This is a genomic window from Lysobacter soli (assembly GCF_009755585.1).
Taxonomy (GTDB): domain Bacteria; phylum Pseudomonadota; class Gammaproteobacteria; order Xanthomonadales; family Xanthomonadaceae; genus Lysobacter_J; species Lysobacter_J soli.
The window spans coordinates 1,691,487-1,717,922 of sequence record NZ_CP046603.1 but is presented as its reverse complement, the minus strand read 5'-3'; the positions used below and the strand labels follow the sequence as shown (position 1 = coordinate 1,717,922).

At 67.9% G+C, this 26,436-nt stretch carries 25 protein-coding genes; 20 read left to right on the top strand and 5 right to left on the bottom strand.

Features of this window, described 5'->3' with window-relative positions; all coding sequences use genetic code 11:
* Positions 1 to 151: 151 nt before the first annotated feature.
* On the bottom strand, positions 152 to 1,087 hold the full coding sequence (locus GOY17_RS07800) for an FKBP-type peptidyl-prolyl cis-trans isomerase (RefSeq protein WP_157029941.1): 936 nt from the start codon (positions 1,085 to 1,087) through the stop codon (positions 152 to 154).
* A 402-nt stretch (positions 1,088 to 1,489) separates the two neighbouring features.
* Here GOY17_RS07800 and GOY17_RS07795 point away from each other — a divergent pair, with 402 nt between their 5' ends.
* The 7 genes from GOY17_RS07795 to GOY17_RS07765 all read left to right on the top strand — a co-directional run bounded on the left by GOY17_RS07795 (position 1,490) and on the right by GOY17_RS07765 (position 6,808).
* A complete protein-coding gene (locus GOY17_RS07795) occupies positions 1,490 to 1,897 on the top strand; it encodes a hypothetical protein (protein ID WP_157029940.1) in 408 nt (135 codons plus the stop codon).
* Positions 1,898 to 1,900: 3 nt separating this feature from the next.
* Positions 1,901 to 2,269, top strand: coding sequence for a GntR family transcriptional regulator (locus tag GOY17_RS07790; RefSeq protein ID WP_115840567.1), 369 nt, complete (start codon positions 1,901 to 1,903; stop codon positions 2,267 to 2,269).
* Entirely contained in the window at positions 2,266 to 3,156 is an 891-nt protein-coding gene (locus GOY17_RS07785; protein WP_157029939.1) for an ABC transporter ATP-binding protein, read from the top strand. The genes GOY17_RS07790 and GOY17_RS07785 overlap by 4 nt, the downstream gene beginning before the upstream one ends.
* A complete protein-coding gene (locus tag GOY17_RS07780) occupies positions 3,153 to 4,211 on the top strand; it encodes a hypothetical protein (protein ID WP_232338557.1) in 1,059 nt (352 codons plus the stop codon). Before GOY17_RS07785 ends, GOY17_RS07780 begins: the two co-directional genes overlap by 4 nt.
* Positions 4,212 to 4,543: 332 nt before the next feature.
* Complete coding sequence (locus GOY17_RS07775; RefSeq protein ID WP_157029938.1) at positions 4,544 to 5,236, top strand: GDSL-type esterase/lipase family protein; 693 nt, start codon at positions 4,544 to 4,546, stop codon at positions 5,234 to 5,236.
* Between the two features lie 23 nt (positions 5,237 to 5,259).
* Complete coding sequence (locus GOY17_RS07770) at positions 5,260 to 6,093, top strand: DUF4097 family beta strand repeat-containing protein (RefSeq protein ID WP_157029937.1); 834 nt, start codon at positions 5,260 to 5,262, stop codon at positions 6,091 to 6,093.
* A 28-nt stretch (positions 6,094 to 6,121) separates the two neighbouring features.
* The gene (locus GOY17_RS07765; protein ID WP_157029936.1) at positions 6,122 to 6,808 is read left to right on the top strand and encodes a YggN family protein; all 687 of its coding nucleotides are present in this window, start codon (positions 6,122 to 6,124) and stop codon (positions 6,806 to 6,808) included.
* A gap of 202 nt (positions 6,809 to 7,010) precedes the next feature.
* Here the strand turns inward: GOY17_RS07765 and GOY17_RS07760 are convergent, their stop codons facing one another.
* Positions 7,011 to 8,438, bottom strand: coding sequence for a class II fumarate hydratase (locus GOY17_RS07760; RefSeq protein WP_157029935.1), 1,428 nt, complete (start codon positions 8,436 to 8,438; stop codon positions 7,011 to 7,013).
* A gap of 144 nt (positions 8,439 to 8,582) precedes the next feature.
* Between GOY17_RS07760 and purB the strand changes: the two genes are divergently transcribed.
* From purB to pilH, 12 genes are all read left to right on the top strand, one after another.
* Positions 8,583 to 9,953 carry an adenylosuccinate lyase gene (gene purB, locus GOY17_RS07755; protein ID WP_115840573.1) on the top strand — a complete coding sequence of 457 codons (1,371 nt, stop codon included), beginning with the start codon at positions 8,583 to 8,585 and terminating at the stop codon, positions 9,951 to 9,953.
* A 22-nt stretch (positions 9,954 to 9,975) separates the two neighbouring features.
* Positions 9,976 to 10,377: a VOC family protein gene (locus tag GOY17_RS07750; RefSeq protein ID WP_157029934.1), complete on the top strand. Its 402-nt coding sequence runs from the start codon at positions 9,976 to 9,978 to the stop codon at positions 10,375 to 10,377.
* Complete coding sequence (locus GOY17_RS07745; protein ID WP_157029933.1) at positions 10,374 to 11,645, top strand: cupin domain-containing protein; 1,272 nt, start codon at positions 10,374 to 10,376, stop codon at positions 11,643 to 11,645. Before GOY17_RS07750 ends, GOY17_RS07745 begins: the two co-directional genes overlap by 4 nt.
* Positions 11,642 to 12,550 carry a GNAT family N-acetyltransferase gene (locus tag GOY17_RS07740; RefSeq protein WP_157029932.1) on the top strand — a complete coding sequence of 303 codons (909 nt, stop codon included), beginning with the start codon at positions 11,642 to 11,644 and terminating at the stop codon, positions 12,548 to 12,550. Before GOY17_RS07745 ends, GOY17_RS07740 begins: the two co-directional genes overlap by 4 nt.
* Before the next feature lie 268 nt (positions 12,551 to 12,818).
* Positions 12,819 to 15,650, top strand: coding sequence for a 2-oxoglutarate dehydrogenase E1 component (locus GOY17_RS07735; RefSeq protein ID WP_157029931.1), 2,832 nt, complete (start codon positions 12,819 to 12,821; stop codon positions 15,648 to 15,650).
* Between the two features lie 64 nt (positions 15,651 to 15,714).
* A complete protein-coding gene (gene sucB, locus GOY17_RS07730) occupies positions 15,715 to 16,944 on the top strand; it encodes a dihydrolipoyllysine-residue succinyltransferase (protein ID WP_157029930.1) in 1,230 nt (409 codons plus the stop codon).
* Between the two features lie 177 nt (positions 16,945 to 17,121).
* Entirely contained in the window at positions 17,122 to 18,564 is a 1,443-nt protein-coding gene (lpdA, locus tag GOY17_RS07725; RefSeq protein ID WP_157029929.1) for a dihydrolipoyl dehydrogenase, read from the top strand.
* Between the two features lie 91 nt (positions 18,565 to 18,655).
* Positions 18,656 to 19,510 carry a class I SAM-dependent methyltransferase gene (locus GOY17_RS07720; protein ID WP_157029928.1) on the top strand — a complete coding sequence of 285 codons (855 nt, stop codon included), beginning with the start codon at positions 18,656 to 18,658 and terminating at the stop codon, positions 19,508 to 19,510.
* 38 nt (positions 19,511 to 19,548) lie between these two features.
* Positions 19,549 to 20,142, top strand: a complete 594-nt coding sequence (locus GOY17_RS07715; protein ID WP_115840582.1) for an LOG family protein — start codon at positions 19,549 to 19,551, stop codon at positions 20,140 to 20,142.
* 210 nt (positions 20,143 to 20,352) lie between these two features.
* Complete coding sequence (locus tag GOY17_RS07710; RefSeq protein ID WP_232338556.1) at positions 20,353 to 20,640, top strand: GIY-YIG nuclease family protein; 288 nt, start codon at positions 20,353 to 20,355, stop codon at positions 20,638 to 20,640.
* A gap of 25 nt (positions 20,641 to 20,665) precedes the next feature.
* On the top strand, positions 20,666 to 21,658 hold the full coding sequence (locus GOY17_RS07705; RefSeq protein ID WP_157029926.1) for a YhdH/YhfP family quinone oxidoreductase: 993 nt from the start codon (positions 20,666 to 20,668) through the stop codon (positions 21,656 to 21,658).
* 90 nt (positions 21,659 to 21,748) lie between these two features.
* Complete coding sequence (pilH, locus tag GOY17_RS07700; RefSeq protein WP_115840585.1) at positions 21,749 to 22,114, top strand: twitching motility response regulator PilH; 366 nt, start codon at positions 21,749 to 21,751, stop codon at positions 22,112 to 22,114.
* 12 nt (positions 22,115 to 22,126) lie between these two features.
* Here the strand turns inward: pilH and GOY17_RS19040 are convergent, their stop codons facing one another.
* Together GOY17_RS19040 and GOY17_RS07695 are read right to left on the bottom strand one after the other, a co-directional pair.
* Complete coding sequence (locus tag GOY17_RS19040; protein ID WP_267896484.1) at positions 22,127 to 22,249, bottom strand: hypothetical protein; 123 nt, start codon at positions 22,247 to 22,249, stop codon at positions 22,127 to 22,129.
* 126 nt (positions 22,250 to 22,375) lie between these two features.
* Positions 22,376 to 23,278 (bottom strand): DnaJ C-terminal domain-containing protein, encoded by a 903-nt coding sequence (locus tag GOY17_RS07695; protein WP_157029925.1) that lies wholly within the window; start codon positions 23,276 to 23,278, stop codon positions 22,376 to 22,378.
* Between the two features lie 224 nt (positions 23,279 to 23,502).
* Here GOY17_RS07695 and GOY17_RS07690 point away from each other — a divergent pair, with 224 nt between their 5' ends.
* Positions 23,503 to 23,988, top strand: coding sequence for a peroxiredoxin (locus tag GOY17_RS07690; RefSeq protein ID WP_157029924.1), 486 nt, complete (start codon positions 23,503 to 23,505; stop codon positions 23,986 to 23,988).
* 40 nt (positions 23,989 to 24,028) lie between these two features.
* Here GOY17_RS07690 and pbpC read toward each other — a convergent pair whose 3' ends face one another.
* The gene (gene pbpC / locus GOY17_RS07685) at positions 24,029 to 26,434 is read right to left on the bottom strand and encodes a penicillin-binding protein 1C (RefSeq protein ID WP_425482293.1); all 2,406 of its coding nucleotides are present in this window, start codon (positions 26,432 to 26,434) and stop codon (positions 24,029 to 24,031) included.
* Positions 26,435 to 26,436 lie beyond the last annotated feature (2 nt).

Here is a 26,436-nt window from a genome sequence, read left to right as displayed (position 1 = left end):
GATCGCCGGAACGGGACTCCGTCCGGCGTTGCGGCCTGACAAACTGCCAGCGGCGAACTGAACGTCAGGCGTACCACGCAACGCGCGGCACGCCCGTCGATCCACGCACACTGCGAGCGGCGCGCGTCGTGGACGAGCGCCGGAACGCTTCTTACAGAATGCCCATCAGTTCGACGTCGAACACCAGCGTGGCGTTCGGACCGATCGGGCCGCCCGGCGTACCGTTCGCGCCATAGGCGAGATCGCCCGGAATCCAGAAGCGGAACTTGCTGCCCACCGGCATCATGCCGACGCCTTCGGTCCAGCCGGCGATGACCTGGTTGAGCGCGAATTCGGCAGGCTGGTTGCGCGCGTAGGAGCTGTCGAACACGGTGCCGTCGAGCAGCTTGCCTTCGTAGTTGACGCGCACGCGGTCGGTGGCGGTCGGGCGCGGGCCCGAACCCTGGCGCAGCACCATGTACTGCAGGCCCGAACCGGTCGTGATCACACCCTTCTGCGTCTTGTTCTCGGCGAGGAACTTCGCGCCCTCGGCCTTGTTCTTGTCGCCCAGCTGCGAGGCCTGCGCCTGCATCTTGGCCTGCACCTTCTGCTGGAACGACTGGCGGATCGCGCCGAGTTCGGCGTCGCTCAGCAGCGGCTGGCCCTTGTCGAAGGACGTGCGGATGGCCTGCATCACCACCGGCAGTTCGAGCTCGTCCTTGATCGGCGCGAGCGAGCGGCCGACGTCGGCGCCGACCAGGTAGGCGACCTTGTCCTTCGGCACGTCCGGCGCCTTCGTGCCGGCCGGCGCCTGGCCGGTACGCACGGCGATGCGCTGCATCAGCGCGGGGCCGACGGTCTGCGCTTCAGTCTCGGTGATCAGCGGCTTGCCGCCGTCGAAGGCGTTCTGGATCGCGCGCTGGAACGCGGCCAGGTCGATGTCGGGCGACAGCGGCGTGATCGACTGGGCGATGTCGGTGCCCACCATGTAGCTGGTCTTTTCGCGTTCGGTCGTCAGCACGTTCTTTTCCTGAGCAGAGGCCGCCCCGCCGATCAGCGTGGCCGCAGTGGTAAGCAACACGGCGGCGCCGCGCATCAATGCCTTCATGGGGAACCTACTCCGTATGGGTGTTGTGTCCGGCACGTGCCGGCGCCTTGCATACGCTCATCGAAACAGGCGCGGGCAAGCCCGGCATTGTCGCGGCACCAGCCCTCATCGGCAATCGCCAACCGTGTCTACACGCGATCTACGCACGAGGTCGTGAAGCGATCGGTGAGTGCGCGTCGGGATTTGCATGCATCGGCGCGAGCGCCAGCGGACATCCACCGCAAAGACGGGGGACCGTCCAAAAGGGATGCTTGAGGACTGAGCCACGCCTCCCGCCTGAACAGGCCAGCTCCCCACCGCCCGTCGGCTATGCCATCAGTTGGGTAGAAGCCGGTTGACCGGTCGTAATTTGGTGTTATAGTTGCCTACAACACCGGTCTACTAACGAGCAGGACGTTCACCATGAACCGCAGGTTCCAGAACTCCCTCACGGCACTGCTGGCTTCCGCTTCCGCCCTGGCGCTGTGCCTGGCGATGGCGATGCCGGCCCCGCACGAGGCTCGCGCCGAACACCTGGCCGTGCAGATGGGGCCGCTCGACGCGACCTTCACGCCGTCGGACGCCTCGCGCAGCCAGCAGGACCATCTCGACGCGCTGACCCGGAGCATCGAACGCCGGGCCGACAAGGTCGAAACCCTGGCCGACGCCGCCACCCTGGCCGCCGAAATCGCCACCGCCACGGCCCTGGCCCAGGCGGTGAAGACCGCCGGCGAGAACGACACCGAATCCGAACACAAGGCACGGACCGCCGCCCGGCACCGCCGGCAAACCCTCGTCATGCCTTACATCTCATTCGCACCGCGGGGCTGAACCATGACCGCAATCCAATGGAGCGACGGCGCTCCGATCTATCGCCAGCTGAAGGATCGCGTCATCGCGATGATGCTCGACGGGATTCTGAAGCCGGGGGACGCTCTGCCCTCCGTGCGCCAGGTCGCCGCCGAATACCAGCTCAATCCCATCACTGTCTCGCGCGCCTATCAGGAACTGGCGGACGAGGCTCTCGTCGAGAAACGCAGGGGTCTTGGCATGTACGTGACCGAAGAGGCGGCAAAGAAACTGCTGTTCAACGAACGCGAACGCTTCCTGCGCGAGGAATGGCCGCTGGTGCTCGAACGCATCCTGCGACTGGGCCTCACCGCCGAAGACCTGCTCACCCCGGCCAAGGCAGGCTCGCCATGAACGCCTCCGCTTCGCTCGTCTCCGCAGCTGCCCCGGTCGTAAGCGCCCGCGGCCTGCGCAAGGCCTACAAGAACAAGCTCGCGCTGGACGACACCGCGTTCGAGATCCCCGCCGGCCGCATCGTCGGCCTGATCGGTCCCAACGGCGCGGGCAAGACCACCGCGTTGAAGGCGATCCTCGGACTGATTCCGTTCGAAGGCGAGCTGCGCGTGCTCGGTCGCGATCCGCGCACCGAACGCGACGAACTCATGCGCGATGTGTGCTTCATCGCCGACGTCGCGGTGCTGCCGCGCTGGATCCGCGTGAAGGAAGCCATCGACTTCGTCGCAGGCGTGCATCCGCGCTTCGATCGCGCCAAGTGCGAACGCTTCCTCGCCCACACCCAGCTCAAGCCGCAGATGCGCGTGCGCGAACTGTCCAAGGGCATGATCGTGCAGCTGCACCTGGCGCTGGTGATGGCCATCGACGCGCGCCTGCTGGTGCTCGACGAACCCACGCTCGGCCTGGACATCCTCTACCGCAAGCAGTTCTACCAGCGCCTGCTGGAGGACTACTTCGACGAGGAGAAGACCATCCTGGTCACCACGCACCAGGTCGAGGAAATCGAGCACATCCTCACCGACGTCATGTTCATCCGCGACGGCAAGGTCGTGCTCAACAACGACATGGAAACGCTGGGCGAACGCTTCACCGAAGTGCTGGTCAACGGCGACCGCACCGGCGAGGCCCGCGCGCTACAGCCGATCGACGAACGCGCCCTGCCCTTCGGCAAGACGGTGATGCTGTTCGACGGCGTGCCGCGCGAACGACTGGCCGGACTGGGCGAAACCCGCACACCGGGCCTGGCCGACCTGTTCGTCGCCACGATGAAGGGGACCTACGCATGAACGCGATCAACGAATCCCAGGAATTTCCCCGCTCCGCCGCGGTAGCGGCGACGCATCCCACGCACACGTTCAAGATGCTGCTCCGGCGCGAGTTCTGGGAGCACAAGGGCGGTTTCCTGTGGGCCCCGCTGGTGGCAGGCGCGATCCTGCTGGTGCTCACGCTGATGGGCATCGGCGCGGGCGAAGTGCTGCTGCGCAAGGTGCCCGACCGCGCGACGATCAACGTCGAAGGCGGCAGCTTCCAGGTCAACGGACTGGATCTTTCGCAGCTCACCGCGAAGATGAGCCCGAGCGAGCTGCACGAGTTCGGGGGCGTGATCGACGCCAGCCTGTACATGGCGGCGAGCTGGCCCTTCATCGTGCTGGCCTTCGTGGTGTTCTTCTATTGCCTGGGCAGCCTGTACGACGATCGTCGCGACCGCAGCGTGCTTTTCTGGAAATCGCTGCCGATCTCCGATCGCGACACGGTGCTGTCGAAGGTCGCCAGCGCGACGCTGATGGCGCCGGCCATCGCCGCCATCGCCGCCATCGCGACGGTGTTCGGTTCGATGGTGGTCTACAGCTTCGCGGTGCTGCTGCACGGCGGTAACCCGGTCACGATGCTGTGGGGCCCGGCGAGTCCGCTCAAGGTGAGCATGCATCTGCTCGCGTCGATCCCGGTGTACGCACTGTGGGCCCTGCCGACCGTGGGCTGGCTGATGCTCTGCTCGGCCTGGGCCAAGAGCAAGCCTTTCCTGTGGGCGATCATGATCCCGATCTTCGCCGGCATCTTCGTCAGCTGGTTCGACCTGATGCAGCTGTTTGACCTGGAAACCGGCTGGTTCTGGAAGAATGTCGTGGCCCGCAGCCTGTTGAGCGTGGCCCCGGGTTCGTGGTTCGACGCGGCGCAGCTGGGCGACGTCGACGTCGACGGCCCGCAGGCGATCCACTCGGTGCTGAGCCTTCGCACGATGTACTCGGTCCTCGCCACGCCGCAGCTGTGGGTGGGTGCGCTGGCCGGCGCGGTGATGATCTTCGGCGCGATCCGCCTCCGCCGCTGGAGGGATGAGGGGTGAGCGCGAGCGCGGACCACTGGTCCGCGCCGCGCGAACGCCCGGCCATGGATGGCCGGGCTGGGCAACCCGACGCCGATAGCGTGACGCCAGGGATGGCAGCCAATTGATACATCGAAGTGGGAAACGCGGCACTGCCGCGCGGCCTGCCGAATGACCGGCCATGGATGGCCGGGCCGGGCGACCCGAAACCTGCAGCGTGACGCCAAGGATGGCGGCAGCGATCACACCGAAGTGGAAGCCGCGCCACGACGCCGGATGACTGTCTATCGCACGTCGGGCACTCGCAGAAACCTCAAAACGGCTACGCCGCCCCGATCACCAAGGAACCCCCGATGCGCCCGAAGTTCGCCGCCCTGCTCTGCTTCGCACTGTTCTCCGCATCGCTTCCCGCGCTGGCCGCCAATCGCGCCGCCGACGCGTCCGCCGACACCGTCCTGATCGTCGGCGACAGCCTCAGCAGCGCGCACCGCATGGAATCGTCGCAGGGCTGGGTCTCGCTGCTGCAGGCGCGCCTCGCCACCGAAACGAAAACCCCGCCCGCCATCGTCAACGCGAGCCGCGGCGGCAAGACGCTGACCGACGCGCTTGACGAACTTCCCGCCCTGCTCGAACAGCACCATCCCGATGTCGTCGTGCTCGAGCTCGGCGGCAACGACGCGATCCTCGGCGCGAAGCGCGATGCCATCGAACGCGATCTTTCGCGCCTGATCGAACTCTCCCGCGCACGGGGCGCGAAGGTGGCGATCCTCGGCTTCGTCGTACCGCCGGCCTTCGACAAGGACGGCTCGGCGAATCTGCTGCGCGAGGCCTACGCGACCGTCGCAAAAAGCGCCGAGGTTGCGCTGCTGCCGTCGCTGCTCGGCGACATTTCCGCGACGCCGGCGCTGCTGCAGGACGACGGCATCCACCCGAATGCGGCCGCGCAGCCGCGCGTGCTCGACAACGCCTGGCCGACGCTGCGACCGCTGCTGCTGGGCGATGCGACGGGCAATGCAACCGTGCGCACCTCGGGCGCATCCAAGTAGGGCCTATCACGGAGAGACCCGCCATGCGCAAGCCCACCGTCGCCTTTGCCCTGCTTCCCCTCGCCCTGTTCGCCGGCCAGGCCTTCGCCGACGAATGCAAGCACTCCGAACCGCACAACCTCACGCTCGACTTCAACGGCGTGAAGACCGTGATGTTCGACATCGGCCCGCACGACCTCACCGTCACCGCATCGCCCGGCGCGAAGGGCGCCGTGCAGGGCAAGGCCTGCGCGTCCAATCCCGACCGACTGAAGGAACTGACGCTCACGCAGAAGCGCGTGGGCGACAAGATCATCGTCACGGCCGAGCGCGCCGACACCATCAGCATCAGTTTCGGCAGCGCGAACTACGCCTACCTTTCGCTTAACGCGACCGTGCCGGACAACGTGCTGGTGCAGCTGGACGTCGGCTCGGGCGATGCGCGCGTCAGCGGCGCGGCGGCGATGAGCGCCGATGTCGGCTCCGGCGATGTCGAGGCCCGCAACATCCGCGGCCTGGTCACCGCCGACGTCAATTCCGGTGACATCGAGCTGGACACGATCGGTTCTCTTCGCGTGCTGTCGGTCGGTTCGGGCGATCTGACGGCACGCCGCGTCAAGACGAATGTCGACGTCGGCAGCGTAGGCTCTGGCGACATCGACCTTCGCGATGTCGGCGGCAACGTCAGCATCGAAAGCATCGGCTCCGGCGGGCTGGAAGCACAGAAAGTCGGCGGCAACGTCATCGCCGGCAAGATCGGCTCCGGCGGCCTGGACGCGCACGACGTCGCCGGCAACCTCACCGTACGCCGCGTCGGCAGCGGCGGCGTCGACCACAGCGGCGTGAGGGGCACCGTCAGCGTGCCCTCCGACGACTGATCCATCCACATCACCCAGGACGTTCGCCATGAACCTGCGTCTTTTCGCCCTCACTGCAGTCCTGTCCAGCGCGACGCTGCTGTCCGCGTGCGATGCCAATACGCCCTCGCAACCGACCGCGCAGAAGGCGGCCGAGACTGGCGGCGTCGTGTCCGGTGCCGTGCAGAAGGCGTTGACGCAGGCGAAGAAGGAAATCGCCGAAGGCAACGTCAGCGTCAACAACAGCGGCACCGGCGGCAAGCGCGTCGAAATTTCACCCAAGGGCGATCTGCTGATCGACGGTGACGCGGTGGCGGTAACCCCGCAGCAGCGCACGCTGCTGCTCGAGTATCGCGGCCGCATCATCGACGTCGCGAACGCGGGCGTGACGATCGGCATGCACAGCGCCGACCTCGCCACGCAGGCAGTGACGCAGTCGATCAAGAGCGTCTTCACCGGCGGCTCGGGGGACGACATCGAGCGCAACGTCGAGGCGCAGGCGTCAAAGGTCGAAGCTGCGGCGATGGCGCTCTGCGACGCGCTGCCGGCGATGATGGAATCGCAGAACCGCCTCGCCGCGGCGATGCCGGAGTTTAAGCCCTACGCGAACATGACGCAGGCCGACATCGACGAGTGCCGCAGCGACGCGAAGCACAGGGGCGAAAAGGTGGCCGATTCGGCCGCCTCGGCGGCGGAGGAAGCGGCGAAGGCGGCCGAGGCGCCGACGAAGCAGTAAGTCTGGGGGGCGCGCAAGCTCGTGTCGCGGCGCCCCTGCTTTTGCCGTCATTCCCGCGCAGGCGGGAATCCAACGGACAGACGCATAACGGCCTTCGAAGGCCGTGACCGGGTGGATGCATGGATCCCCGCCTTCGCGGGGATGACAGCTGAAAACCGGGGATGACAGCTACGGGATGGCAGCTGGAAGAGACGACGGCTGGTTAACCACCGCCCCCACTCCCCTCATGGATCCCGCCACGCGTAAGCGCCGCCGGATCCAGCAGTTCGCGCAGCTGCTTCAGCGATAGCCCGCTGCTCTCCGCTGCCACATCCAGCACCGGCCTGCCTTCCTTGTAGGCCTGCTTCGCGATCGCGGCGGCCTTTTCGTAACCGATGATCGGATTGAGCGCGGTGACCAGGATCGGATTGCGGTCCAACGCTTCGCGCACCCGATCCGGTCGCGGCTTCAGCCCGGCGATGGCGTCGTCGGCCAGCAGGCGCATCACGTTGCCCAGCAGCTGGATCGAATCGAGCAGGTCGTAGGCGATCAGCGGCAGCATCACGTTGAGCTGGAAATTGCCGCTCTGCCCCGCCACGGTGATCGCGGTGTGGTGGCCCATCACCTGCGCGCAGACCATGCAGGTCGCTTCGGGAATCACCGGATTGACCTTGCCCGGCATGATCGAACTGCCCGGCTGCAGTGCCGGCAATTCGATCTCGCCCAGCCCGGCCAGCGGGCCTGAATTCATCCAGCGCAGGTCGTTGGCGATCTTCATCAGCGCCACCGCCAGCGCGTTGAGCTGGCCGGACAGCTCCACCGCATCGTCCTGCGACGCGATGCCTTCGAACTTGTCGTCGGCCGAATCGAATTTGACGCCCGACAGCGCCGAAAGCGCCTTTGCCATCGCCTTGCCGAACCGCGCATCGGCGTTGATGCCGGTGCCGATCGCGGTGCCGCCGATGGGCAGCCGACGCACACGGCCCAGCGCGTCCTCGATGCGCGCCTGTGCCGACGCCAGCTGCGAGGCCCACGCGCCGAATTCCTGCGCGAACGTCAGGGGCATCGCATCCATCAGGTGCGTGCGGCCGGTCTTGGTGACCTTGCCCAGCGCCTTGCCCTGGCGTTCGATCGTCCGGCGCAGGTGCTTGAGCGAAGGCAGCAGCTGTTCGGTCGTGGCGACCAGCGCGCTGACGCGGATCGCGGTCGGGATCACGTCGTTGGAACTCTGGCCGAGGTTGACGTGATCGTTCGGATGGATCGCCTTGGCGACCTTGCCGCCGGCATTGGCCAGCGCCGCGATGACCTCGTTGGCGTTCATGTTGCTCGACGTACCCGAGCCGGTCTGGAACACGTCGATGGGGAACTGCGCGTCGTGTTCGCCCGACGCGACGGCCAGCGCGGCGGCACGGATCGCCTGCGAGGCGCCCTTGCCCAGCAGGCCGAAGCCGCCGTTGACCTCGGCCGCCGCGGCCTTGATGAGGCCCAGCGCGCGGATGAATTCCCGCGGCATGGGGCGGCCGGAGATCGGGAAGTTCTGCACCGCCCGCTGCGTCTGCGCGCCCCACAGGGCCTGCGCGGGCACCTGCAACTCGCCCATGCTGTCTTTCTCGGTGCGGAAGCCGCTGTCGCGGCGGGCCTGCTTGGCCATCGGGGGTCCTCCGGTTCGGATGCGCCGAGCTTACGCCGGGCGCGTTACGCGTGTTTCACCCTGCCCGGCCGGTCGCGAAGGGTCGCCCCGGGGAGCAGTAGTAGAATCGCGGTTTGCCTTCGCCATCTCCCACTGAAGCCCGCCATGTCCGTTGAAGCCCAGCTGCTCGCCCTGTCCCCGCTCGATGGCCGCTACGCCGGCAAGGTCGACGCGCTCCGACCGATCTTCTCCGAGTACGGCCTGATCAAGGCGCGCGTGAAGGTGGAAGTGGAATGGCTACTGGCGCTGGCTGCAGAACCGGGCATCGTCGAGCTCGCGCCGTTCTCCGATGCCGCCGCCGCGCGCCTGCGTGCGCTGGTGGACACGCTCACCCCGGCCGATGCCGCGCGCGTGAAGGAGATCGAGCGCACCACCAACCACGACGTCAAGGCGGTGGAGTACTTCATCAAGGAACGCCTGAAGGACGACGCCGAGCTCGGCCCGGCGCTGGAGTTCGTGCACTTCGCCTGCACGTCCGAGGACATCAACAACCTCAGCTACGCGCTGATGCTCAACGAGGCGCGCCAGTACGTGCTGCTGCCCAAGCTCGACGAGCTGATCCAGAAGCTGCGCGCGATGGCGCACGAACACGCCGCGCTGCCGATGCTCTCGCGCACCCACGGCCAGACCGCCTCGCCGACCACCGTCGGCAAGGAAATCGCCAACGTCGTCGCGCGCCTGCAGCGCCAGGGCGAAACGCTCGCCGCCGCGCGCATGCCGGGCAAGATCAACGGCGCGGTCGGCAACTACAACGCGCACGTCGCCTCGTATCCCGACATTGACTGGCCGGCCTTTTCCGAACGCTTCGTGCATTCGCTCGGCCTGAACTGGCAGCCGTACACCACGCAGATCGAGCCGCACGACGGCATCGCCGAAATCTGCGACGCCCAGCGCCGCATCGACACCATCGCGATCGACCTGTGCCGCGACGTGTGGGGCTACATCTCGCTGGGCTACTTCAAGCAGGCGGTGAAGGCCGGGGAAGTCGGTTCCTCGACCATGCCGCACAAGGTCAACCCCATCGACTTCGAGAACGCCGAAGGCAACTTCGGCATCGCCAACGCGCTGTTCGAGCATTTCGCGGCCAAGCTGCCGATCAGCCGCTGGCAGCGCGACCTCACCGACTCCACGGTGCTGCGCGCGCTCGGCACCGCGTTCGGCCACGCGCTGATCGGCTTCGACGCCCTGCTGCGCGGCCTGGGCAAGCTCAGCGCCAACCCGCAGCGCCTGGCCGAAGACCTCGACGCCGCGTGGGAAGTGCTGGCCGAAGCCGTGCAGACGGTGATGCGCCGCCACGGCCTGCCGAACCCGTACGAACAACTCAAGGCGCTCACGCGCGGCCAGGGCATCAACGAAGCCTCGATGCGCGAGTTCATCGGCACGCTGGAGCTTCCCGCCGCCGACAAGCAGCGCCTGCTCGACATGACGCCGGGCAGCTACGTGGGCCTGGCGGAGAAGCTGGCGCGCGAGATCTGACGACGCGCGCCATCCCGATGCCATGAAGCTGCTCGTCAACATCGACGTGCCGGACGTACGCGAGGCGGAAGCCTTCTACACCGGCGCGTTCGGGTTGACGCCCGCACGGCGCTTCGGCGACGACGGCGTGGAACTGCTCGGCTTCGAAGCGCCCCTCTACCTGCTGCGCAAGGACGCCGGTTCCATCGGCGCCGGCGAATCAGCGCGCGACTACACCCGCCACTGGACGCCGCTCCACTGCGACGTGGTCGTCGTCGACCTCGACGCCGCACTCGCCCGCGCGCTTGCCGCCGGTGCGACGCAGGATTCCCCCATCCGCCAGGCCAACTGGGGCCGCATCGTCACCATCGCCGATCCGTTCGGACACGGCTGGTGCCTGCTGCAGTTCCTTGGCCGCGGCTACGACGAAATCGCCACGCCATGAACCGAAAGATCGCACCGACGAAGAACGCTCCCGCGCGCACGACCGCCACCAAGACGGCGAAGTCGGCGCGCGCTGAACTGCCCATCGAAATCGACGCCCGCACGCTGCCGCCGCTGGGCATGACACCCGAGCGCTTCCTGCGCGATTACTGGCAGAAGCGCCCGCTGCTGATCCGCAATGCGTTCCCCGATTTCGAGACGCCCGTCCTGCCGGAAGACCTCGCCGGCCTCGCATGCGAGGAAACCGCGCTGTCGCGCATCGTCATGCACGACCGCGCGAACGATCGCTGGACGCTGCGCCATGGCCCGTTCGACGAAGACGAGTTCCCGGGCATGCCGCACCAGGACTGGACGCTGCTGGTGCAGGACGTCGACAAGTGGGATCCGGACATCGCCACGTTGCTGGAACAGTTCCGCTTCCTGCCGCGCTGGCGCATCGACGACGTCATGATTTCCTTCGCCGCGCCGGGCGGTTCGGTCGGCGCGCACGTGGACCAGTACGACGTCTTCCTGCTGCAGGCCTACGGTCATCGTCGCTGGCAGATCGACGCAGGCGCGAGTCCGCCGCTCGACTTCCGCCCCGACGTCGAACTGAAGCTGCTGCGCGAGTTCAACCCGACGCATGACTGGGTGCTCGGCCCCGGCGACATGCTGTACCTGCCGCCCGGCGTGCCGCACAACGGCGTTGCCGAAGACGCGTGCCTCACCTTCTCCGTCGGCATGCGCGCGCCGTCGGCGGCGGAACTGCTGGGCGACTTCGTCGACACGCTCGCAAGCGATGCGGACGATGCGCTGCGCTACACCGACCCGGACCTCGCGCCGTCCGCCGATCCGAACGAGATCGACACCGCCGCGATGAACCGCGTGGTCGAGGCGCTGAACCTGCTGCGCATGAACGATCCGGATCGCCTGGGCGACTGGTTCGGCCGCTTCATCACCGTGTACCGCGCGGGCGGCGAGGTTCAAAGCGGCGGCCAGGCGCGCTCGCGCATCGAGATCGAATGGGACCTGCAACAAGGCGCCAGCCTGTTCCGGCACCCGTATTCGCGCATGGCGTGGCGGCGTGCGCATCGAAAGGGCGAGCCGGCGCGGCTGTACGTCAGCGGACACGACTATCCCCTGCCCGCCGACGACGCCGCGCTGATCGCCGACGCCGCGCAGCTCGACGGCGCCGGTTACGCGTCGCTGTCCGACGCCGGCCGCGATCTCGTGCAGGAGCTGATCCAGTCCGGCCACTTCAACCTCGCTCTGCCGGACGAAGAGGAATGAGCCGCCCGGACGCCGTGTTCACCGTCCAGGCGGTCGCCTTCGAGCAGGCGACCGCCGACCTGCGCGCCGTGCGCGACGTGGTCTTCGTGCAGGAACAGGGCGTACCGGTGGAAATCGAGCGCGACGCGCTCGATCCGTTGAGCCGGCACGTGATCGCCCGCGACGCGCAGGGCCGGGCCATCGGCACCGGCCGGCTCACGCCGGATCGGCGCATCGGACGCATGGCGGTGGTCCCGGAATGGCGCAACCGCCGCGTCGGTGAGGCGCTGCTCAGGGCGTTGCTGGTCGAGGCCCGCACGCTCGGCTGGAACGAGATCACGCTGCACGCGCAGGTCGCCGCGCTGGCGTTCTACGCACGACAGGGCTTCCTCCCGTACGGCGATCGGTTCGTCGAGGCGGGGCTGGAACACCAGTCGATGCGGCTCGTGCTGGGCGGGGTCAACCCCGTACTGCGGCGCGACGCTGGGCTGGCGGCGCTGCTCGGGGTCATCGAGGGCGCGCGCCGCCAGTTGCTCGTCTATAGCCGCGACCTCGACCCGGGCCTGCTCGACACGACCGAAGCGATGGCCGCCCTGCGGCGGTTCGCGGTCGGCGGCGGCGAGGTGCGCGTGCTGCTGCATGATCCGGACGCACCCCGGCGGGCGCTCGCCCCGCTGATCGGCCTGTCGCAGCGGCTGCCGAGTGCCTTCACGTTCCGCGCGATCGAGGAGCCGGTGGATCGCGACTACGCTTCCGCCTACGTGGCCACCGATGGCGGCGGCTGGTACTTCCGGACGCTCGGGCACCGCTTCGACGGCGAAACCCGGCTCGACGACGAAGCCCGCGCCCGCCAGCTGCGGGCCCATTTCACGCCGGTCTGGGAGCGGGCGCGCCCGTGCACCGAGTACCGGGCGCTGGGGATCTGAACGAATCCCGCGTCCCGTCCGGACTTTGCTCCGGCCTTTACTCCGACCTTGAACCCGCGCGCCGCGCCCAAACGCTATTCACGGGCCGAAGCCGTCCGCGCGCCAACGCCCGCTTTTCGTCATCCGCCGGCATGCGCACTTCGACGTTGGTGTTAGCCGTTTGTCGGCGGTCAAGGGCTATAATTCCGAATCTTGGCGCCTGAATAGCCGCGCTCGCGCGCATCCAGGCTCACTCCGCCTTTCCCCACCGAGTTTCCCGATCGCCATCGTGGACAGTCTCCTGAAGCAGTTCTCCCAGTCCTCCCAGCTCGGCGCCAACGCCGCTTTCGTCGAAGACCTGTACGAGCAGTACCTGGTTGCTCCCGACAGTGTCGATCCCAAATGGAAGGCGTACTTCGACGGCTTCAAGGGTCGCGAGGCCGGCGACATCCCGCACTCGGCGGTGATCGAGCAGATCGCGGAAGCCGGTCGCCAGGCCGCGCGCGGCGTAGTCTCCGTGGCCGCGGGTGCCGGCGATGAGCGCGAGCGCCACGTCGGTCGCCTGATCACGGCCTACCGTTCGCGTGGCCACCTGGGCGCCGACATCGACCCGCTGGGCCTGTGGCAGAAGCCCGACGCGCCGGATCTCGACCTGGCGTTCCACCAGCTCACCAGCAACGACCTCAACGCCGAGTTCAGCACCGGCGGCGTGGGCGGCCACGACCGCATGAAGCTGGGCGACCTGTTCGCCCTGCTCAAGGCCACCTACACCGGTCCGATCGGCGCCGAGTTCATGCACATCTCCGACGCCGACCAGCGTCGCTGGCTGTATGAGCGCCTGGAAAAGGCCGGCGGCAAGTTCGGCCGCACCGCCGAGGACAAGAAGCGCATCCTGGAGCGCCTGACGGCCGCCGATGGACTGGAGCGCTACCTGGGCACGAAGTACGTCGGCCAGAAGCGTTTCTCGCTGGAAGGCGGCGACGCGCTGATCCCGCTGATGGACAGCACCATCCGTCGCGCCGGCGAACAGGGTGCCAAGGACGTCGTTATCGGCATGGCCCACCGCGGCCGCCTCAACGTCCTGATCAACACGCTCGGCAAGCCGCCGCGCCACCTGTTCGACGAGTTCGAAGGCAAGTTCGAGCACGTCCACAGCGACCTCGCCCACCAGGGCGACGTGAAGTACCACATGGGCTTCTCGGCCGACGTCGCTACCCCGGGCGGTCCGGTGCACCTCGCGCTCGCGTTCAACCCGTCGCACCTGGAGATCGTCGACCCGGTGGTCGTCGGCTCCGTGCGTTCGCGCCAGTCGCGTCGCGGCGACAAGGGCGCGCAGCAGGTGCTGCCGATCCTGATCCACGGCGACGCCGCGTTCGCCGGCCAGGGCGTGGTGATGGAGCTGTTCCAGATGTCGCAGGCGCGCGGTTTCCGCGTCGGCGGCACGGTGCACATCGTCATCAACAACCAGGTGGGCTTCACCACTAGTGCCGTGCAGGACGCCCGCTCGACGCTGTACTGCACCGACGTCGCGAAGATGGTCGGCGCCCCGGTGCTGCACGTGAACGGCGACAACCCCGAAGCGGTCGTGTTCTGCGCCGAACTGGCGCTGGACTTCCGCAACACGTTCGGCAAGGACGTGGTCATCGACCTGGTCTGCTACCGTCGCCACGGCCACAACGAGGCCGACGAGCCGGCGGCGACGCAGCCGGTGATGTACCAGGTCATCCGCAAGCACAAGACGCCGCGCGAGCTCTACGCGCAGCAGCTGGTCGCCGAGGGCACGCTCAGCGCCGACGAGGCGCAGGCGCTGGTCGACGGCTACCGCCAGAAGCTCGACGACGGCGTGGTCACGACCGAAGTGGTCGAGGTCAAGCCGGACGAGTTCACCATCGACTGGTCGAAGTACCTGTCGGGCAAGCTCAGCGATCCCGTCGACACAACGTTCGACCGCAAGAAGCTCGACAAACTCGCCGTCACGATCAACGACGTGCCGGCCGACCTCAAGCTGCACCCGCGCGTGGCGAAGATCTACGAGGACCGCCGCAAGATGGCGGCCGGCGAGCAGCCGGGCGACTGGGGCTTCGCCGAGAACCTTGCCTACGCGACGCTGCTGGACGAAGGCTACAAGCTGCGCCTGGTCGGCCAGGACTGCGGCCGCGGCACGTTCTTCCACCGCCACGCGATCCTGCACGAGCAGACCAACGACGAGTACGTCCTGCCGCTGCGCCGTCTGGTGAAGAACCCGACCGACGTGACGATCATCGACTCGCTGCTGAGCGAGGAAGCGGTGATGGGCTTCGAGTACGGCTACGCCACCGCCGATCCCATGACGCTGGACATCTGGGAAGCGCAGTTCGGCGACTTTGCCAACGGCGCGCAGGTGGTGATCGACCAGTTCCTGTCCTCGGGCGAGGCCAAGTGGGGCCGCCTGTGTGGCCTGGCACTGTTCCTGCCGCACGGCTACGAAGGCCAGGGCCCGGAGCACAGCTCCGCGCGCCTCGAACGCTTCCTGCAGTTGTGCGCGCTGGAGAACATGATCGTCTGCACGCCGACCACCCCGGCGCAGGCGTATCACATGATCCGCCGCCAGATGCGCATGACCACGCGCAAGCCGCTGGTGGTCATGACGCCCAAGTCGCTGCTGCGCCACAAGCTCGCCGTCTCCACGCTGGACGAACTGGCCAAGGGCGAGTTCCAACACCTGATCCCGGACGCCTCGGCGGACGTGAAGAAGGTCAAGCGCGTCGTGGTCTGCGGCGGCAAGGTCTACTACGACCTGCTGGAAGAACAGCAGAAGCAGGGCCTGGACGACGTGGCGATTCTCCGCGTCGAACAGCTCTATCCGTTCCCGCGCGCCATGCTGCAGGCCGAACTGAAGCGCTTCAAGAACGCCACCGACGTGGTGTGGTGCCAGGAAGAGCCGCAGAACCAGGGCGCGTGGTACCAGATCCGCCACCACCTGGCGGCCTGCCTGCAGTCCGGCCAGACGCTGCACTACGCCGGTCGCGCGCGCTCGCCGTCGCCGGCCGCCGGCCACCTCGCCGACCATGTCGCCGAGCAGACCGCGCTGGTCGCCGATGCACTGAAGAATCCGCTGCGTGGCGAGATCACGGCCGAATAACGGCCGCTCGCCACACTCCGCCCACACACGACACACCGCTTACGTCATCCAGGATGCGCGCCCCATGAGCACCGAGATCAAAGTCCCCGTTCTGCCCGAATCCGTCTCCGACGCCACCATCGCGACCTGGCACAAGAAGGTCGGCGACGCCGTCAAGCGCGACGAGAACATCGTCGACCTGGAGACCGACAAGGTCGTGCTCGAGGTGCCCTCGCCCGTCGACGGCGTGATCAAGGAAATCAAGTTCAAGGAAGGCGACACGGTGACCAGCCAGCAGCTGATCGCCGTCGTCGAGGAAGGCGCGGCCGCCGCCGCTCCGGCTCCCGAGGCCAAGGCCGACAAGGCCGCGATCGACGCCAAGAACGTCGCCGCCACCACCGCCGAAGCCCAGCCGGTGACGCCGAAGGCCGCCGCGGCCGAAGCCACCAAGGCGGCCGGCGGCGTCGACCAGTTGCCGCCGGGCGCACGCTTCACCGCTGTCACGCAGGGCATCGATCCGTCGCAGGTCGAAGGCACCGGCCGTCGTGGCGCGGTAACCAAGGAAGACCTGGTCAACTACGCCTCGGGCAAGACCGGCGGCGTCGCCGGTGGCGCGCGTCCGGAAGAGCGCGTGCCGATGACCCGCATCCGTGCGCGCATCGCCGAGCGCCTGATGCAGTCGAAGAACTCCATCGCCATGCTCACCTCGTTCAACGAGGTCAACCTTGGCAAGGTCATGGCCATGCGCAAGGAGCTGGGCGAGCAGTTCGAGAAGGCCAACGGCATCAAGCTCGGCTTCATGAGCTTCTTCGCCAAGGCCGCCGCCAACGCGCTGCAGAAGCATCCGGTGGTCAACGCCTCGGTCGACGGCAACGACATCATTTACCACGGCTACGCCGACATCTCGATCGCCGTGTCGACCGACAAGGGCCTGGTCACGCCGGTGCTGCGCAACGTCGAGCGCATGGGCTTCGCCGACATCGAGAAGGGCATCGCCGAGTACGCCAAGAAGGCGCGCGACGGCAAGCTCGGCCTGGACGACCTGCAGGGCGGCACCTTCACCATCACCAACGGCGGCACGTTCGGTTCGCTGATGTCCACGCCGATCGTCAACCCGCCGCAGAGCGCGATCCTCGGCATGCACGCCATCAAGGAGCGCGCGATCGTCGAGAACGGCCAGGTCGTCGCCGCGCCGATGATGTACATCGCGCTGTCCTACGACCACCGCATCATCGACGGCAAGGACGCGGTGCTGTTCCTGGTCGATATCAAGAACCAGCTCGAGAACCCGCACCGCATGCTGCTCGGGATGTAATCCCGCTTCGAGCCCCTCTCCCGGCGGGAGAGGGGTTGGGGTGAGGGTCGGCGAAGCGACACCGCCGGCCCTCCGTCGAGAACGACCGGCTCGCGCCCCACTCCGCCGTCCCCCATTCCGGCGCAGCGCGCCACCTTCCTGCAGTTGCAACGAAGGGCAAGGCACAGGACATACGCAATGAGCGAACAGCAAACCTTCGACGTCATCGTCATCGGCGCCGGCCCGGCCGGTTACCACGCGGCGATCCGCGCCGCACAGCTGGGCCTGAAGACCGCGTGCATCGACGCCGCGCTCGGCAAGGACGGCAAGCCGGCGCTGGGCGGTACCTGCCTGCGCGTGGGCTGCGTGCCGTCGAAGGCGCTGCTGGACAGCTCGCGCCAGTTCTACAACCTCGGCCACCTGTTCGGCGAACACGGCATCACGGCGAAGGACGCGAAGATCGACGTCGCCACGATGATCGGCCGCAAGGACAAGATCGTGAAGCAGTTCACCGGCGGCATCGCGATGCTGTTCAAGGCGAACAAGATCACGCCGTTCTACGGCTTCGGCCAGCTGCAGCCGGGCAACGTCGTCACGGTCAAGCAGCATGACGGCAGCACCGTCGAGCTCAAGGGCACCAACGTGATCCTGGCCGCCGGTTCGGATTCGATCGAACTGCCGTTCGCCAAGTTCGACGGCGAGAACATCGTCGACAACGTCGGCGCGCTGGACTTCACCGCCGTGCCCAAGCGCCTGGGCGTGATCGGCGCCGGCGTGATCGGCCTGGAACTGGGCAGCGTGTGGAAGCGACTGGGCGCCGAGGTCACCATCCTCGAAGCGCTGCCGGACTTCCTCGCCGCCGCCGACGCCGAAGTCGCCAAGACCGCCGCGAAGGAATTCAAGAAGCAGGGCCTGGACATCAAGCTCGGCGCGAAGGTCAGCAACACCGAAATTTCCGGCAAGGGCAAGACGAAGGAAGTCGTCGTCACCTACACCGATGCCGAAGGCGAGAAGACGCTCACCGTCGACAAGCTGCTCGTTTCGGTTGGCCGTCGCGCCGCCACGCGCGGCCTGCTTGCCGAAGGCACCGGCGTGAAGCTGGACCAGCGCGGCATGATCGAAGTCGACGAACACTGCCACACCGGCGTGAACGGCGTCTGGGCCGTGGGCGACTGCGTGCGCGGCCCGATGCTGGCGCACAAGGGTTTCGAGGAAGGCATCGCCGTGGCCGAGCTGATCGCCGGCCTGCCGGGCCACGTCAACCTCGACACGATCCCGTGGGTCATCTACACCGAGCCGGAAATCGCCTGGGTCGGCAAGACCGAGCAGCAGCTCAAGGCCGAAGGCACGCCGTACAAGGTCGGCACCTTCCCGTTCGCCGCCATCGCGCGCGCCGTCGCCATGGGCGAGCCGGCCGGCTTCGTGAAGGTCATCGCGCACGCGGAAACCGACCTGATCCTCGGCATGCACCTGGTGGGCGTCGGCGTGTCCGAACTCGTGCACGAAGGCGTACTGGCGATGGAGTTCAAGGGCTCGGCCGACGACCTCGCCCGCATCTGCCACGCCCATCCGACGCTGTCGGAGGCGATCCACGACGCCGCGATGGCGGTGTCCAAGCGCGCCATCCACAAGGCGAACTGATCGCCGCCGGCCGCGCCAACACCCGCGTGCGCCGCAACCAGGCCGCCATCACTTCCCAGTGCTGGCGGCCTTTTGCTTTGAAGGAGATCCCGTGACCGGCACTCCGATCCGCAACGTATCCGACACCGCCGCCTGGGTCGCGATCTATCGCGCGATGGAAAGCGAGCGTCCCGATGCGATCTTCCACGATCCCTTCGCCCGGCGGCTCGGCGGCGAACGCGGAGAAACCATCGTCCGCACGCTGCCGCGCGGCGCATCGATGAGCTGGCCGATGGTCGTGCGTACCGCGGTGATGGACGAGATCATCCTGCGCTGCGTGCGCGAAGGCGCGACGACGGTCCTCAACCTCGCCGCCGGTCTGGACGCCCGCGCCTACCGCCTCGACCTGCCGCCCACGCTGCGCTGGATGCACGTCGACCTTCCCGAATCGGTCGACGACTTCCGCCAGCAGATGGCGGGCGAGACGCCGCGCTGCTCCGTTGAATTCATCGGCGCGGACCTGCGCGATGCGGCCGTCCGCCGCGACGTCTTCGCCCGCGCTGCCGCGAACGGGCCGGTACTGGCGATCACCGAGGGGCTCCTGGTCTATCTGGAACCTGCCCAGGTCGCCGAACTGTCCGCCGACCTGCACGATGTCGCACGCGCCCGCTGGTGGCTGACCGACCTCGCATCGCCGCGATTGCTGAAGATGCTCGAACGCCGCTGGCAGCCGCAGTTGAAGGCCGGCAACGCGCCCTTCCGGTTCGGTCCCGCCGAAGGCACGGCGTTCTTCGCGCCGTTTGGCTGGCGCGAGCAGGAGTTCCGTTCCACCTGGGACGAAGCCCTGCGTCTGCGACGGTCCCCGCCGAACATGTGGCTGTGGAAGCTGCTCGATGCGCTGCAACCTGCGCGCAAGCGCAAAGAGATGCGACGCATGTCCGGCATCGTCCTGATGCAATCCACCTGATCCACCTGATCCACCTTCCGTTCCCGAGAGTTGAAAACATGCGTTCCCTTTGCGTTTATTGCGGCTCCAATTCCGGCTCCAAACCCATCTACACCGAACGCGCCATCGCGCTCGGCACGCGCCTGGCGAAGGACGGCATCACGCTGGTCTACGGCGGCGGCAACGTCGGCCTGATGGGCGTGGTCGCCGACTCCGTGCTCGCCGCGGGCGGCGAAGTGGTCGGCGTGATTCCCGAACAGCTGGTCAACTGGGAAGTCGCGCACAAGGGCCTGACGCGGCTGGAAATCGTCGGCTCGATGCACGAGCGCAAGGCGCGCATGTTCGACCTGTCCGACGGTTTCGTCGCCCTGCCCGGCGGCTTCGGCACGCTGGACGAGATGTTCGAGATGCTCACCTGGCGCCAGCTCGGCATCGGCGACAAGCCGTGCGCGTTCTTCGACGTCGACGGCTTCTACTCGCCGCTGATGGGCATGCTCGACCGCATGGTCGCCGAACGCTTCCTGCACCCCGACCAGCGCGACGACCTGTGGCACGGCGACGACATGGACGCGATGCTCGCGTGGATGCACGCATACAAGCCGGCGCAGGCGGACAAGTGGATGGACGAGAAGCGGCGCGGGGCGATGCGGTGAGGGTTTAAAGCACCAAGCCAGCGAGGCCGCCAACCGGCCTGATGCAATGACCAACCGTCATCCCGGCGAAAGCCGGGATCCAGGCTGACAACTTCACGGAATCCACTGACGCACTGAAGCGTCGATCACCGATGCACATCGCCAACGGCTCCTGACACGCTCCAGGCCTGGATCCCGGCCTTCGCCGGGATGACGTCTTCGGAAGCGCCCGTGAAGCAGCCGTGCGTGTACATCCTCGCGAGCGATCGCAACGGCACGCTCTATACCGGCGTGACGTCCGGTCTCATACGTCGCATCCAGCAGCATCGATCGCGCGTGGTGGAGGGCTTCACGCGCCGCCACCGTGTGCACTCGCTCGTGTGGTTCGAGTGCCATGATTCCATGTACGCGGCGATCAGTCGCGAGAAGGCGATCAAGGAGTGGCGCCGCGCATGGAAGCTCCAGCTCATCGAATCCACCAATCCACAATGGCGCGACCTGTATCCCGATATCCTCTGATCCTGTTTCGCCAAGGATGCCCCCCATGACCATCCCCGCCACGTTCAACGCCTTCCGCATCCACAACGACGCCAGCGGCTATCGCAGCGGGCTGGAGCAGGTCTCGCTCGACGACCTCTCGCCCGGCGAAGTGGTCGTCAAGGCGGCCTACTCGTCGGTCAACTTCAAGGACGCGCTCGCCGGCACCGGAGAAGGCAAGATCCTGCGCCGGTTCCCGCTGGTCGGCGGCATCGACGTCGCCGGCCACGTCGTCGCGTCCACGGACGCGAAGTTCAAGGAAGGCGACGCCGTGCTGGTCACGGGTTGCGGCCTCAGCGAAACGCGCGACGGCGGCTACGGCGAATACGCGCGCCTGGAATCGAAGTGGGTGATTCCGTTGCCCAGCGGCCTCAGCCTGCGCGAGAGCATGATCCTGGGCACCGCGGGCTTCACCGCCGCGCTCGCATTGCTGCGCATGACCGAGAACCGGCAGACGCCGGATCTGGGTCCGCTCGCGGTGACCGGCGCGACCGGCGGCGTTGGCTCGCTCGCGGTCGACATCTTCAGTCGCGCCGGCTTCGAAGTGCACGCCATCAGCGGCAAGCCGGAGCACGCGGACTACCTCAAGGAAATCGGCGCCACGCAAGTGCTCGGTCGCGATGCGCTCGCGACGACGCGGCCGATGGAATCGGCGCAGTTCGGCGGCGGCCTGGACAACGTCGGCGGCCCCATGCTCGCCAGCCTGCTTGCGCAGACCGCGCCCTACGGCAACGTCGCCAGCGCCGGGCTTGCCGCCACGGCCGAGCTCGACACCACGGTCATGCCCTTCATCATCCGCGGCGTGTCGCTGCTGGGTGTCGCCTCGGCCGGCACCGCGCGCGACATCCGCGAACGCGTCTGGCAGCACCTGGCCGACGACTGGAAGCCGCAGCACCTGGATCGCATCTGCATGCGCGAGGTCGGTCTGCAGCAATTGCCGGAGGTCTTCCCGACGATGCTGGCCGGCGGATCGCTGGGACGTACGCTGGTCGTGATCTGACGCACGGATTGGGCGCGCCGAACGTTCGCCGCCCGCTGTTGCGACAGCCCTGACGCTGGCTACAATCCCCAAACGTTCAGGGGGACACATATGGCGCGCATTCTCATCGTCGACGACTCGCCGTCGCAGCTCATGGGCATCCGGCGCATCGTCGAGAAGCTCGGCCATGAGGCCCTCACCGCCGAGGACGGCGCCGCGGGCGTCGAGGCCGCCAAGCGCGAGCTCCCCGACATGATCCTGATGGACGTGGTGATGCCGAACCTCAACGGCTTCCAGGCCACGCGTTCGATCACCCGCGACCCGACGACCTCGCACATCCCGGTCGTCCTGGTCACCACCAAGGACCAGGACACCGACCGCGTCTGGGGCATGCGCCAGGGCGCGAAGGCCTACCTCACCAAGCCCTTCAGCGAGGGCGACCTGTCCGACGTGATCGGCCAGGTGATGAAGCGCTGAGCGGCGAAGGCGTCAGAACCAGAGCCGGTCGATCGCTTCGACCAGGATCGCGAAGGCGGTGATCCCGCAGACGCCCCACAGGAAGCAGATCGCATTGCGCATCCACCGCGCGCCGGGTTGAAGTTGGGAGTTCATGCCGCGATGGCACCAGACGACCTCCCGCCGCTCCATCGGATTAATCCGAAAGAGACCTGATCAAACCTCAGACACGACAAAGGCGCCGGAAAGGCGCCTTTGTCGTGTCCGTACCCTGACGTGCCGTCAGGCGCGCCGCCAGTCGTCGCCAAATGCGTCGCGCAGCTGCTCGTACGCCTCGCGTTCCGCGTCGGTGTTGGCGCGCGGCGCGAGGACTTCCAGCTCCACGATCTGGTCGCCCGGCGGCTGCCTGCCGGTCGGGTCGTTCGGCAGGCCTCGGCCGCGCAGGCGCAGCTTGCGGCCGGCTTCCGAATTGGCCGGGATCTTGAGTTCCACCGGGCCACCGAGCGTCGGCACACTGACCGTCGCGCCCAGCGCCGCTTCCCACGGGGCGATCGGCAGCACGTGGATCACGTTGCGACCGTCCACCTCGAACTGCGGGTTGGCGGCGTACTCGATCTCCAGCAGCAGGTCGCCGTGCGCGCCTTGCCCGGCCAGCCGGATCACCTGCCCCGGCCGGATGCCCTTGGGCACGCGCACGTCGAGCGTGCGGTTGTTGACCGAGATGCGCACCGTGCCGCCCTCATACACCGTCTCCAGCGACACGGCGAGCTTGGCGCGCGAATCGCCGCGCGGCTGCGGGCCGGCGCCACGCTGCTGGCCGAAGCCGCCTCGACCGAACAGGCTTTCGAAGAAGTCAGAAAATCCGCCGCCCGCGCCACCGCCGGCGAAGATCTCCTCGAAGTCGGGGCTGCCGTAGCCGTTGCCGCCGAACCCGCCCGGCGGAGGCTGCACGTCGTCGCCCGGACGATAGCCGCGCGCGCGCAGCTGATCGTAGGCCGCGCGCTTCTGCGGATCGCGCAACGCCTCGTAGGCTTCGTTGACGGCCTTGAACTTCTCTTCGGCACCGGCTTCCTTGCTGACGTCGGGGTGGTATTTCCGCGCGAGCCGGCGGTACGCCGTCTTGATTTCGGCGTCGCCCGCACCGGGCTCAACGCCCAGGGTTTCGTAGTAATCCTTGAACTGCATCGATCGTCCGTCCCGTAAAGGCTGCCCGCGGCATGGCCGCGAAGGCGGGAGGTTAGCGCAATCGCGGCGAAGCCGAGGTCGCGAGGGATCCACGGAGCCGCGAATGGTGGTAACCCTCTGAAATAGGCGCACGCGCACGGGCTTTCAAGCATGCGTTGACGCGGGGTTTCCCGGCGCAGGGTCTAGAATCGGGCGATCTTCCGCACCTCCGCACAGGAACCGCCATGACGATCCAGATCGGCGAACGCATCCCCGAAGTCCCGCTGCAGCGCATTCGCGAGGGGGTGGAAACGGTCGATACCAACGCCCTGTTCGACGGCCGCCGGATCGTGCTGTTCGCGGTGCCCGGCGCGTTCACGCCGACCTGTTCGGAAAAGCACCTGCCCGGCTTCGTTGAGCATTTCGACGAATTCCGCAGCCGCGGCATCGAAGTCGCATGCATGGCGGTCAACGACCCGTTCGTGATGCAGGCGTGGGGCCAGAGCCAGAACGTGCCCGACGGCCTGATGATGCTGGCCGACGGCAATGGCGACTTCGCGCGCGCGCTCGGCCTGGAACTCGATGCGAGCGCCTACGGCATGGGCCGTCGCGCCAAGCGCTTCGCGCTGTATGCCGACGACGGCGTGGTGAAGCTGCTCAACGTCGAAGCGCCGGGCGAGTTCCGCGTGTCCTCCGCCGAGCACGTGCTCGAGCAGCTCAAGCACCTGTAATCCTGTCGGGAGGAAACGTGCGCTCGCGCTTCTTCCCGACTCACTCGCTTCCCGCCTGAAGGCGGAATCCCAGCCGCGACCACGCCCCGCTGTCGGCCAGCGCCGTCAGCGTGTGCTCGCCGGGCTGCTCGAAATCGTGGACGAACGCGCCCTCGCCCACGGATTCGCCGATGAGCCGGCCGTCGAGCAGCCAGCGCACGCGCGCATCGCCGCCGAGTGCGCGCAGCGACAGCCGCACCGCCTGCGCGCCACCGGGCGCAGGCGCGAGCGTCGCGCGATCGTTCAGACCTTCGATGCGCAGCTCCTGCACCGCATCGCGACCGTCGGCGACACAGTCGGGCGATAGCCGCGGCAGGCGCGCCGCCGCACGCGCCGCGCCGGACAGCCATGGCGAGGCGAGCGCCGGCCAGCGTGCGATCTCGCGCGACTCACGCACGTGAGTCGCGCTGCAATCGGCCGACAACCGCAGGCCCGTGCGCGCGTCGACGTCGAATCGCTCCACGCCCGCGCTCCACAGGCGCGCGTCGCGTTCGGCGAAGGTCGGCGGCACCGAGCCGTCGAGCGTCCAGGCCTCGCGTCGCTGACGGCACAGCTGTGGTGCCTCGGGATCGGGAGGAAGGCCGAGCGGCCAGCAGATGTCGAGCATCCCCACGCTGGCCGGCGGCGGACGCGGCGCGGCGTCGGCGCGCTGGCGAGGCAGGCTGTCGATCACTTCGAACATCAGCGGCAGCGCGGTGATCGCGCCGTATTGGCCGGGCAGCGGCGTGCCGTCGGGACGACCGACCCACACCCCGACCGTGTAGCGCCGCGTGCCGCCCAGCGCCCACGCGTCGCGGAAACCGAAACTGGTTCCGGTCTTCCACGCCACGCGCGGCCGTCCGCGCGGATCGAAGGTGTCCGCCGCGCTGCCGGGGCGCGGATTGGCTTCGAGCATCTCGCGCACGATCCATGCCGCACCAGGCGACAGCAGGCGCCGGTCCACGCGCGGCGCATCGCGCGTATAGCGGACGCGACCGGCGACGCCGTCGCGATTGAGCGCGGCATACGCGCCGACCAGATCCTCCAGTCGCGCACCGGTGCCGCCGAGGATCATCGAGAGGTTCGGCGTCGCACCGGGCGGCCACTGCAGTCGGATGCCCGCATGCGCGAGCCGCGCGGAAAAACGCGACGGGCCGACGCGGTCGAGCAGATCCACCGCCGGCACGTTGAGCGACAAGCGCAGCGCCTGCGCCGCGCCGACGGGACCATTGAACGCCGCGTCGAAATTGCCCGGCCGGTAATCGCCGAACGCCTGCGGCGCGTCAACCAGCAGGCTCTCGGAATGGATCAGTCCGTCATCGAGCGCCAGGCCGTACAGGAACGGCTTGAGCGTCGAACCGGGCGAACGCCACGCCTTCACCATGTCAACATGACCAACGCGCGCGGCGTCGGCAAACGCGAGCGAGCCGACATAGGCACGCGCTTCGAGCGTGGCGTTGTCGACCACCAGCAGCGCGGCGGACGTGCGTTCGGGCAGTTGCGAGAAATACGCCGCGACGCGGTCTTCGAGCGTGCGCTGCAGATCGAGGTCGAGCGTGGATGCGATGCGCACCTCGTCCGGTTGTTCGAAACGAAGGCGCTGCGCCAGCAGCGGCGCATAGCGCGGTGGCTGCAGCGACCGCGCGACGACCGGCTCGACGCGCGCGTCCGTCACCTCCGCGGGCGTCCACACCTGCATCTGCTGCATGCGCGCGAGCACCTTGTCGCGCGCGACGCGGGCGCGCTCGGGTTCGCGGTCGGGACGAAGGCGGCTGGGCGACTGCGGCAGCACGGCGAGCAGCGCGGCTTCGGCGTGCGACAGGCGCGAGGACGGTTTCCCGAGATACGCCCAGCTCGCCGCTTCCACACCTTCGACGGTGCCGCCGAACGGTGCATGGTTGACGTACAGCGAGAGGATCTCGCGCTTGGACAGATGCACTTCCAGCTGCAACGCGCGCAACATCTGTCGCAGCTTGCGACCGGGCGTGCGCTGGTTCGACGCGCGTGCGTCCTGCCTCGAATCGAGGATGCGCGCGACCTGCATCGTCAGCGTCGAGCCACCCGACACGACGCGCCCGCTGCGCGCCCATTGCCCGGCCGCGCGCAGCATCGCCACGGGATTGATGCCCGGATGCCGCCAGAACCAGCGATCCTCGTAGGTCAGCAGCGCCTGCACGTACAGCGGCGACACCTGCTCCGGCTCGACCGCATAGCGCCAGATGCCCCCGGTGTCGGCGAACGCGCGCAGCGGCGTGCCGTCGGCGGCGGTGACGACGGCGCCGCGGTCGCGCGCGTCGGGAAGCGGCAGCGGGAACGCGAGGTCGGCGAGCATTGCCGCGATGAGCAGCAGCTGCGCGGCGAGGAGCGACTTCAGCGCGGCGCGGCGGCGCTTCGACGAATGCCTCGCAGGAGTGCGGGTCTCAGTCACGC